Origin of the sequence: Achromobacter sp. 2789STDY5608615, assembly GCF_001298995.1 — a bacterium.
GTDB classification, from domain to species: Bacteria; Pseudomonadota; Gammaproteobacteria; order Burkholderiales; family Burkholderiaceae_B; genus Achromobacter; species Achromobacter insuavis.
The window spans coordinates 22,943-32,704 of sequence record NZ_CYTY01000057.1; the positions used below are offsets into that span (position 1 = coordinate 22,943).

Here is a 9,762-nt window from a genome sequence, read left to right on the forward strand (position 1 = left end):
TGTTCGCCGTCCCCGCGCGGGCGTCCGGCCATGGCCGAATTGTAGCCAGCGCGCCGGCCCGGTCCGCCGCCGCCTTACAATTCCGGGATTCCACCCAGGTTTTCATCATGCCCACTCGCCGCATCATCCTATCCGGGCTCGCGCTCGACGCCCGCATCGGCATCCTCGAACACGAACGCCGCGCCACCCAGCCGCTGCACGTCGATGCCGAGTTCGACGTCGACATCCAGCGCTCGGTCGACGACCACGATATCCACAGCGTGCTGGACTATCGCCGCCTGCGCGAGGCCATCGTCGAGGAATGCACCCAGGCGCACGTGAACCTGATCGAAACCCTGGTGGAACAAGTCGCCGCGCGCCTGTTGGCCGACTTCCATGAAATCCGCTCGCTGCGCCTGCGCATCAGCAAGCCCATGGCCTTTTCCGACTGTGCGGCGGTGGGCGTGGAAATCCAGATCTCGCGTTGACCATGAACGACATCGCCACTCCCCCCGAAGTCCGCTTTCGCACCGAAGCGGAAGAAATCAAGGCCCCCACGCCGCACGCGCAAAGCGCGCTTGCTGCCCCCCAAGGGGGCGTTTTTCCCGTGGGACGGCCCGACGAGAAAAAAGCCCGCCACGAAGGCAACAAGCTCACCAAGCGCCTGGCGCGCGAGACCACCCGCGCCCTGTCCGACTACAACATGATCGAGGCGGGCGACCGCGTCATGGTGTGCCTGTCGGGCGGCAAGGACTCCTACGCCATGCTGGACATCCTGCTCCAGCTGCAAAAGCGCGCGCCGTTCCCGTTCGAGCTGGTCGCGGTCAACCTGGACCAGAAGCAGCCCGGCTTTCCCGCCGACATCCTGCCGCGCTACCTGACCGAACTGGGCGTGCCGTTCCACATCGAGACGCAGGATACCTATTCGATCGTCACGCGCGTGCTCGAAGAGGGCAAGACGATGTGCTCGCTCTGTTCGCGCCTGCGCCGCGGCATCCTGTACCGCGTGGCCTCGGAACTGGGCGCCACCAAGATCGCGCTCGGCCACCACCGCGACGACATCCTGGGCACGTTCTTCCTGAACCTGTTCTATGGCGGCAAGGCCAAGGGCATGCCGCCCAAGCTGGTGTCCGACGACGGCCGCCACACCGTCATCCGCCCGCTCGCCTACGTGCCGGAAACCGACCTGATCGCCTACGCCGAACTCAAGCAGTTCCCGATCATTCCCTGCAACCTGTGCGGCTCCCAGGAAAACCTGAAGCGCAAGGAAGTCGGCCGCATGATCAAGGAATGGGACAAGCAGCACCCGGGCCGCTCGTGGAACGTCTTCAACGCGCTGTCGCGCGTGGTGCCGTCGCACCTGATGGACCGCGACCTGTTCGATTTCGTCGGCCTCAAGCCGACCGGCGTGCCGGACGCCAACGGCGACACCGCGTTCGACGCGGTCGATCCGTCGGATGAGGCGGACGAAGCCTGCGGCGATACGCCCGCCACGCCCGACGCGGCCGGCATCGTCGAAAAGAAAGTGACCTTCACGCGCGGCTGAACGCCGCCCTGTCCGCGCGCGGCGTGGATAGCAAAAGGCCCCGATGTTCCGACCCACTAGGGGCGAAATACCGGGGCCTTTTCCATAGTGGCGTTCAGGCGTTCAGGCGTTCAGCACCCGCACCGGCTGGCCGGCGCGCCAGGCCTTCACGGCCTCCAGCGCGTTGCGGTAGAAGGCCTCGAAGTTCTCGCGGCTGACATAGCCCAGGTGCGGCGTCAGGATGACGTTGTCCAGGTCGCGCACATTGTCGGTCGGCGACAGCGGCTCTTCCGGGTACACGTCCAGGCCGGCGCCGGCGATGCGGAATTTCACCAGCGCGTCCATCAGCGCCGCCTGGTCCACCAGGCCGGCGCGCGAGGTGTTCACCAGATAGGCCGTCGGCTTCATCGCGGCCAGCGCCGCGGCGTCGACGATGTGGCGGCTGCGATCGGACAGGATCAGGTGCAGGCTGACCACGTCGGACGTGGCGAACAGCTCGTGCTTGTCGACCCGCTTGACGCCCGCCTCGGCGGCGCGCTCGTCGGTCAGGTTGGGGCTCCAGGCCACCACGTCCATGCCGAACGCCAGGCCCACCTTGGCCACCGCGGCGCCCAGCTTGCCCAGCCCCAGCACGCCCAGGCGCTTGCCGGCCAGCGGCTCGGGCATGGCGGTCTGCCACATGCCGCGGCGCATGGCGGCGTCCTCGGCGGGCAGGTGCTTGAACAGGCCCAGGATGTGGGCCCAGGCCAGTTCGGCGGTGGCGGTGTTGGCGTCGGCGCTGCCGGGCGCGCCGCTGACCACGATGCCCTGCGCGGCGCAGGCCGGCATGTCGATGGCGTTGTTGCGCATGCCGGTGGTGACCAGCAGGCGCAGGTTGGGCAGCGCACGGATGCGGTCGGCGGGGAACGGCGTGCGCTCGCGCATGGCCACGATCACGTCGAAGGGTTCGAGCGTGGCCTCGACCTGCTCGTCGGGGATGAAGTTGTTGAAGATCCGCACGTCGGCGTCGCCGCCCAGGGAACCCCAGTCCGCGTAGCGTTTGGCAACGTCGTGGTAATCGTCGAGTATTGCGATTTTCAAGTCTGTCTCCGGGTGGCGTGGCGCTTGCCGCGCCAGCCGCCCGGCCGACGCGACCCGCGCCGGTCAGTTCAGTCGTGCCTTGAGCTGGTCCAGCGGCAGCGCGCCGCTGATGCGCGTGCCGTCGGCGAAGAACAAGGTGGGGGTGCCGCGCACCATCAGCTGCTTGCCCAGCGCCAGCAGCTTGTCCTCGGGCACGCTGCAATTGGCGGTGGCCGGCTTCTGGCCGCGCAGCATCCAGTCGTCCCAGGCCTTGCCCGGGTCCGGCGCGCACCAGACGTCGCGGACCTTGGTGTTCGAGTCCGGCGACAGGATCGGGTACAGGAAGGTGTAGACGGTCAGGTTGTCCACGTCTTCGAGCGTCTTGCGCAGCTGCTTGCAGTAGCCGCAGTTGGGGTCTTCGAAAATGGCGACCTTGCGCGAGCCGTCGCCCTTGACCTGCTTGATGGCCAGGTCCAGCGGCAACTGGTCGAACGGGATGGAGCCGAGCTTTTCCTGCGCCTCGCGGGTGACGTCGCGGCGCGTCATGGCGTCGATCAACGGCCCTTCCATGACCCAGGTCACCTTTTCATCGGTGTACAGCAGGTCCATGCCCAGCTGCACCTCGAACAGGCCGTAGGGCGTGCGGCGCACGGCGGTCACGTCCATGCCGGTGAAGCGCTGCTTGAAACGTTCCTTGACCGCGTCCGCCACGGGGTCCGCCGGCGCCACCTGGGTGGTGGAATAGCTCTTGCCGCCCTTGTCCGCCTTGCCGACCGAATTGGTGGAGACGGACTTGTCGCCGCTGGCCTGCGCCTGGGCGCCGGCCGACAGGCCCAGCCCGGCGGCCATGAAGCAGGCCGCCAACACGGCGGAAAAACGGAAATTCATGGGGACTCCTGTATTTGTGACGTCTCGCCTTCGATGGCCGAAAGCGTAACCGATCCGGCGCCCGGCCCGGGCCGGCCTCCTGGGAATCAGACACGCCCGCCGCGGGCGGGTTCCGTCCCGGAACCGGTCCCTAATTCGTCGATGCCCCGGCGATCAGGCGCCGCTTGACCAGCGGCGCGCGCTCGACCCAGTGCATGCCGGCATTGCGCAGCCACACCAGCGGCGTGGCGCGCGAGCCGAACAGCTTGTGCAGGCCGTCGGTGGCCAGCCGCAACGCCAGCACCGGCTCGGCGCGGGCGCGCTGGTAGCGGTGCAGCACGCGCAGGTCGCCGGCCTGGCGGTAGGGTTCGCGTCCGGCCACGGTGCGGGCCAGCGCCTCGACGTCGCCCAGGCCCAGGTTCAGGCCCTGCCCGGCCAGCGGATGCAGGCGGTGCGCGGCGTCGCCGGCCAGCGCGATGCCGGGCGCCACCATCTGGGCGCGCTCCAGCGTCAGCGGAAAGCCGTGCAGCTTGCTGCGCACCTTCAGGCGGCCCAGGCGGCCCTGCGCCGCGTGTTCCAGCATCGATTCGAGCCGCGCGGCCTGTTCCTCGGGCGGCAAGGCCAGCAATTCCCGGGCCTGCTCGCTGCGCATCGACCAGACCATCGACACCTGCGGACCATCCGCGGTGTCGGGCAGCGGCAGCAGCGCCAGCACGCCATCGTCGCGGAACCACTGGAAGGCGGTGCCCTGGTGGGCGCGCTCGGCGTCCAGGTTCACCACCAGCCCGGTGTCGTTGTAGGACACGGCATCATGCTTGAGGCCGGCGGCGGTGCGCAGCGGCGAGGCCGCGCCATCGGCGCCGACGAACAATTCGGCCTGGATGCGGGCGCCGCTCTCGGTGTCCACCGCGCCGGCCTGGTAGCCGGTGCAGCGGTCTTCCAGCCACGGAATGCCGAACATGCGCACCGCCTGGATCAGCACCCGCTCGATCTCGCCGGATTCGACGATCCAGGCCAGTTGCGGCAGGGCCGCCTGCCAGGCGTTCAGGTGCACCAGGCCGTCGGCGTCGCCATGGATCTCCATGGCCTGCACCGGCGTCAGGCGGGCCGACGGCATCGCGTCCCACACGCCCAGCTCGGCCAGGAAACGCTGGCTGGCGGGCGAGATGGCGTAGACGCGCGCATGGTAATGATTGGGATCGGCCGGCGGCACGCTCACGCGCGGCGCCAGCAGGGCCACGCGCTGGCCGCGGCGGGCCAGCGCCAGGGCCGAGGACAGGCCGACGATGCCGGCCCCGCAAACCACGATCTGGTGTGTCATCTTGCGCTCGGCTCCCCGGCCTGTTTCGGCCACAGCAACCACATCTGGCCGCGCTGTTTCATGCGCCCGGCCTGCTGGCCGGCCTCGTCGCCGTAGCCCCAATAGAAGTCGGCGCGCGCCGCGCCGCGGATGGCGGTGCCGGTGTCCTGCGCGAACACCAGGCGCTGCAGCGGCCGGTCGGAGGCCGGGAAAGTGGTGGCCAGGAACACCGGCGTGCCCAGCGGCACGAAGCCGGCGTCCACCGCGATCGCGCGTTTCGGCGCCAGGTTGACGCCATAGGCGCCCTTGGGGCCGAGTTCGGGATCGATCACCGGCTCTTCGCGGAAGAACACCACCGCCGGGTTGGCGTTGAGCATCTCGGGCACGCGCTTGGGATTGCGCTGCGCCCAGGCGCGGATGTTCTGCATCGAGGCCTGGTCGGCCGACAGCTCGCCGCGGTCCGCCAGCCAGCGGCCGATGGACACGTAGGGCTGGCCGTTGTGGTCGGCGTAGGCCACGCGGATGGTCTTGCCGCTGTCGGGGCCGTCGGTCAGCAGCACGCGGCCCGAGCCCTGCACCTGCAGGAAGAAGTTGTCGACCGGATCATCGACCCACACCACCACCGGCGGGCGGCGGCCGGAGGCTTCGATCGCGGCGCGGGTGTCGTAGGGCACCACGCGCTTGCCTTCGAGCTTGCCGCGCACGCGCTTGCCGGCCAGGTCCGGGTAGACCGAGCCCAGGTCGATGGTCAGCAGGTCGGCCGGCACCGCGTACAGCGGCCATTGGTAGTTGCCGCCCTGGCGGCGCGAGCCGCGCACCAGCGGCTCGTAGTAACCGGTGACGGTATTGGCGGCCGGCTTGCCGTCGGCCGCGTTCAGGCGCCACGGCTGCAGATAGGTCTGCAGGAAGCGGCGCACGCCCTCGGGATCGTTGGCGGCGGGCGCCCGGGCCGGGTCCGCCGCGGCGGCACAGACCGGCTGCCAGGCGCGCGGCGTGGCGCGCGCCGGCGCGGCCAGGTTGCCGCTGGTCGGGCGCATCAGCCCCTTGCAGTTGCGCAGGAACAGGGGCCAGAACTGGGCCAGGTCGTCGCTGGTCCAGCCCGGCATCTCGGCCCAGGTGCCGGGCTTGTACTTGCCGGCCAGGGCGCGCGGCGGCGTCTCGGGCAGGGCCGACAGCGCCGGCACCACCAGCGGGCCATCGGCGGCCGCGGGGCGCGCGCCGGTGGCGCCGGGTTCGCCGGATTCGGGCGGGATCTCTGAGGTGGTGGTACATGCCGCCAGCAGAACCGACAGCACGGACAGGCTAAGAATGCGCTTCATGAGCAGATGGAAAACCGTACAACGTGTGGCCGCGCCCCGCGTCAGTGCAGGGTGCGCGGCATGGCCAGGACGAATTCGGAAATCGGCACTTCGAACGGAATGCCGTTCTCGCCGACGCAATGGTAGGTGCCGCGCATCGTCCCGACCGGCGTGGGGAGGGGACAGCCGCTGGTGTATTCGAAGGTCTCGCCGGGCGCCAGCAGGGGCTGCTGGCCGACCACGCCCAGCCCGCGCACTTCCTGCACGCGCTGGTTGCCATCGGTGATAATCCAGTGGCGGCTGATCACCTGGGCCGGATGCTCGCCGGTATTGGTGATGCGGACGGTATAGGCGAACACGAACTGCTGCTCACCCGGATCGGACTGTTCTGGCACGAAGCGCGGCGAGACGGAGACGCTCAGGTCGTAGGGTTTCACAGTCCTTTCCTGTGTGGCACGAGCAAGCTGCAATAATGGCACATTATGCCTTCACCCACCCCGAACGCCATGTCTACCACCACCCGCATCACCCCCAGCATCCTGTCCGCCGACTTCGCCCGCCTGGGCGAGGAAGTGCGTGACGTCGTCGCCGCCGGCGCCGACTGGATCCATTTCGATGTGATGGACAACCACTACGTGCCCAACCTGACCATCGGCCCGATGGTCTGCGCGGCGATCCGTCCCCATGTTTCCGTGCCGATCGACGTGCACCTCATGGTCGAGCCGGTGGACGCCCTGGTGCCGATGTTCGCCAAGGCCGGCGCCAACTACATCAGCTTCCACCCGGAAGCCAGCCGCCACGTCGACCGCACCCTGTCGCTGATCCGCGAGAACGGCTGTAAGGCCGGCCTGGTGTTCAACCCCGCCACGCCCCTGTCGTACCTCGACCACGTCATGGACAAGGTCGACCTGGTGCTGATCATGTCGGTCAACCCCGGCTTCGGCGGCCAGAGCTTCATTCCCGGCGCGCTGACCAAGCTGCGCGAGGCCCGCGCCCGCATCGACGCCTGGACCCAGGCCGGCGGCCAGGAAATCGTGCTGCAGGTGGACGGCGGCGTGAAGATCGACAACATCGCCGAGATCCGCCGCGCCGGCGCCGACACCTTCGTGGCCGGCTCGGCCATCTTCGGCAAGCCCGACTACCCCGGCATCATCAAGTCCATGCGCGAACAGATCGCCATCGGCGAAACCACCGCCGTCTGAGGAACCCCGCCATGACTCCCTTCCGCGCCGCGCTGCTGGACCTGGACGGCACCCTGCTCGACTCCATCCCCGACCTGGCCTTCGCGGCCAACGCCATGCGCGTGGAACTCGGCATGATCGCGCTGCGCGAGGATGTCGTGGCCACCTTCGTCGGCAAGGGGGTGGACAACCTGGTGCGCCGCAGCCTGGCCGGCAGCCTAGACGCCGCCGATCCCTCGCCCGAGGACTTCGCCCGGGCGCGCGAGGCCTTCTACCGCCACTATCACCTGGTCAACGGCGAACGCGCCCAGGTCTACCCCGGCGTCATCGAGGGCCTCAAGCACATGCGCGAGCAGGGCCTGAAGCTGGCCGTGGTCACCAACAAGCCCACCGAATTCACCCTGCCGCTGCTGCAACGCACCGGCCTGGCCGGGTTTTTCGACGCGGTGGTGTGCGGCGACACCTGCGCCCGCCGCAAGCCCGACCCGGACCAGGTGCTGCACGCCTGCGAGCTGCTGGGCGTGACGGCGGCCGAGGCCGTCACCATCGGCGATTCCATCAACGACGCCCAGGCCGGCCGCAGCGCCGGCACCCAGGTGCTGGTGGTGCCGTATGGTTACAACGAAGGCCGTGACGTGCGCGAGCTCGATGTCGATGGTATAGTGGACACGCTCGTCAACGCCGCCCAGTGGGTGGAGCTCTGGAATCAGAACCAGAACGCCGCGAAAGCCCAGGCCTGAAGCCGGGGTCCGCGCCTTTGACGGCATACCTGACTATCGAACCGATATCCTCCTGATGAACGTTTCCATCCAGAACCAAATGCTCGGCGCCTCGTGGCGCTGGTGGCGTTTGTCTTCCGGGTGGCGATGATTCCCTTCCCGGCCCTAGACGCGTACCGCACCGCCTAGCGCCGATACTGTGTAGAACACAGAGCCAAGCCCGGAACCAGTAACCTGGACCGGGCTTTTTGTTGTGTGCCTGGTCCCAAGCAGATACCCATCGCCCACGAGACCCGACATGACCGAAATCGAATTCAAAGCCCTCGCCGCCCAAGGCTACAACCGCATCCCGCTGGTGGCCGAGACCTACGCCGACCTGGACACCCCGCTGGGCATCTACCTGAAGCTGGCCCATGCCGGCCCGCAGGCCGGCCGCATGACTTGCCTGATGGAATCGGTGGTGGGCGGCGAGCGCTTCGGCCGCTACTCGTTCATCGGCCTGCCGGCCCGCACGGTGATCCGCGCCAGCGGCACCCGCACCGAAGTGCTGCACGACGGCAAGGTCGTGGAAACCCATGACGGCGACCCGCTGGCCTTCATCGAGCAGTACCAGGCCCGCTTCAAGGTGGCCCTGCGCCCCGGCATGCCGCGCTTCTGCGGCGGCCTGGCCGGCTACTTCGGCTACGACACCGTGCGCCACATCGAACCGTGCCTGGGCCCCGCCGTGAAGCCGTTCCCGGCCGGCATGGAAGGCGGCACGCCCGACCTGATGCTGATGCACGTGGACGAGCTGGTCATCGTCGACAACCTGGCCGGCCGCATCTACCTGATGGTCTACGCCGACCCGGGCCAGCCCGAGAGCTACAGCCGCGCCCAGCAGCGCCTGCACGACCTGCGCGCGCGCCTGCGACGCCCGGTGGAAATCCCCTACAGCCACGCCAGCATGCAGACCGAAGAGCGGCGCGACTTCAAGAAGGAAGACTACCTGGCGGCCGTGCACCGCGCCAAGGAACACATCGCCGCCGGCGACCTGATGCAGGTGCAGATCGGCCAGGTCATCGCCAAGCCGTTCCGCGACTCCCCCCTCTCGCTGTACCGCGCCCTGCGGTCGCTCAATCCCTCCCCCTACATGTACTTCTGGAACTTCGGCGACTTCCAGGTGGTGGGCGCGTCGCCCGAGATCCTGGTGCGCCAGGAGCGCACTGTCGTCGACGGCGCGCCGAAGTCGCAGATCACCATCCGCCCGCTGGCCGGCACCCGCAAGCGCGGCGCCACGCCCGAGGAAGACGCCGCCCTGGCCGCCGAGCTCAAGGCCGACCCCAAGGAAGTGGCCGAGCACGTGATGCTGATCGACCTGGCCCGCAACGACGTCGGCCGCGTCGCCGAGGTGGGTTCGGTCAAGGTCAGCGACACCATGGTGATCGAGCGCTATTCGCACGTGATGCACCTGGTGTCCAACGTCACCGGCAACCTGAACCCGGGCATGAGCAGCATGGACGTGCTGCGCGCCTCGTTCCCGGCCGGCACGCTGACCGGCGCGCCGAAGGTCGAAGCCATGAAGATCATCGACGAGCTCGAGCCCGTGCGCCGCGGCATCTACGGCGGCGCGGCCGGCTACCTCAGCTACGGCGGCGAAATGGACGTGGCCATCGCCATCCGCACCGGCGTCATCAAGGACGGCACGCTGTACGTGCAGGCCGCCGCCGGCATCGTCGCCGACTCCAACCCCGAAGCCGAATGGGCCGAGACCGAGGCCAAGGCCCGCGCCGTGCTGCGCGCCGCCGAGCAGGTCCAGCACGGCCTGGACGAGCCCATCTGAGACGCCCGCCCCCCC

10 protein-coding genes are annotated in these 9,762 nt (G+C 68.9%); 5 read left to right on the plus strand and 5 right to left on the minus strand.

What is annotated here, in order from left to right:
• Positions 1 to 107: 107 nt before the first annotated feature.
• Positions 108 to 467 carry a dihydroneopterin aldolase gene (gene folB, locus AOZ49_RS29045; RefSeq protein WP_006392515.1) on the plus strand — a complete coding sequence of 120 codons (360 nt, stop codon included), beginning with the start codon at positions 108 to 110 and terminating at the stop codon, positions 465 to 467.
• Between the two features lie 56 nt (positions 468 to 523).
• Positions 524 to 1,525, plus strand: a complete 1,002-nt coding sequence (gene ttcA, locus AOZ49_RS29050; protein ID WP_369815891.1) for a tRNA 2-thiocytidine(32) synthetase TtcA — start codon at positions 524 to 526, stop codon at positions 1,523 to 1,525.
• 102 nt (positions 1,526 to 1,627) lie between these two features.
• Here ttcA and AOZ49_RS29055 read toward each other — a convergent pair whose 3' ends face one another.
• The 5 genes from AOZ49_RS29055 to apaG all read right to left on the minus strand — a co-directional run bounded on the left by AOZ49_RS29055 (position 1,628) and on the right by apaG (position 6,465).
• Positions 1,628 to 2,584, minus strand: a complete 957-nt coding sequence (locus tag AOZ49_RS29055; protein WP_054479310.1) for a D-2-hydroxyacid dehydrogenase family protein — start codon at positions 2,582 to 2,584, stop codon at positions 1,628 to 1,630.
• Between the two features lie 63 nt (positions 2,585 to 2,647).
• A complete protein-coding gene (locus AOZ49_RS29060) occupies positions 2,648 to 3,451 on the minus strand; it encodes a DsbC family protein (protein WP_049070812.1) in 804 nt (267 codons plus the stop codon).
• 130 nt (positions 3,452 to 3,581) lie between these two features.
• Complete coding sequence (locus tag AOZ49_RS29065) at positions 3,582 to 4,751, minus strand: UbiH/UbiF family hydroxylase (protein ID WP_054434893.1); 1,170 nt, start codon at positions 4,749 to 4,751, stop codon at positions 3,582 to 3,584.
• Positions 4,748 to 6,049 (minus strand): murein transglycosylase A, encoded by a 1,302-nt coding sequence (locus tag AOZ49_RS29070; RefSeq protein WP_054461046.1) that lies wholly within the window; start codon positions 6,047 to 6,049, stop codon positions 4,748 to 4,750. The genes AOZ49_RS29065 and AOZ49_RS29070 overlap by 4 nt, the downstream gene beginning before the upstream one ends.
• Positions 6,050 to 6,090: 41 nt before the next feature.
• Positions 6,091 to 6,465 carry a Co2+/Mg2+ efflux protein ApaG gene (apaG, locus tag AOZ49_RS29075; protein WP_006392509.1) on the minus strand — a complete coding sequence of 125 codons (375 nt, stop codon included), beginning with the start codon at positions 6,463 to 6,465 and terminating at the stop codon, positions 6,091 to 6,093.
• Positions 6,466 to 6,510: 45 nt separating this feature from the next.
• On the opposite strand from apaG, the gene rpe reads away from it, so the two are divergent.
• The 3 genes from rpe to trpE all read left to right on the plus strand — a co-directional run bounded on the left by rpe (position 6,511) and on the right by trpE (position 9,747).
• Entirely contained in the window at positions 6,511 to 7,230 is a 720-nt protein-coding gene (gene rpe / locus AOZ49_RS29080) for a ribulose-phosphate 3-epimerase (RefSeq protein WP_054479312.1), read from the plus strand.
• An 11-nt stretch (positions 7,231 to 7,241) separates the two neighbouring features.
• Positions 7,242 to 7,949 (plus strand): phosphoglycolate phosphatase, encoded by a 708-nt coding sequence (locus AOZ49_RS29085; protein WP_054479314.1) that lies wholly within the window; start codon positions 7,242 to 7,244, stop codon positions 7,947 to 7,949.
• 277 nt (positions 7,950 to 8,226) lie between these two features.
• Positions 8,227 to 9,747, plus strand: a complete 1,521-nt coding sequence (trpE, locus tag AOZ49_RS29090; RefSeq protein WP_054435063.1) for an anthranilate synthase component I — start codon at positions 8,227 to 8,229, stop codon at positions 9,745 to 9,747.
• Positions 9,748 to 9,762 lie beyond the last annotated feature (15 nt).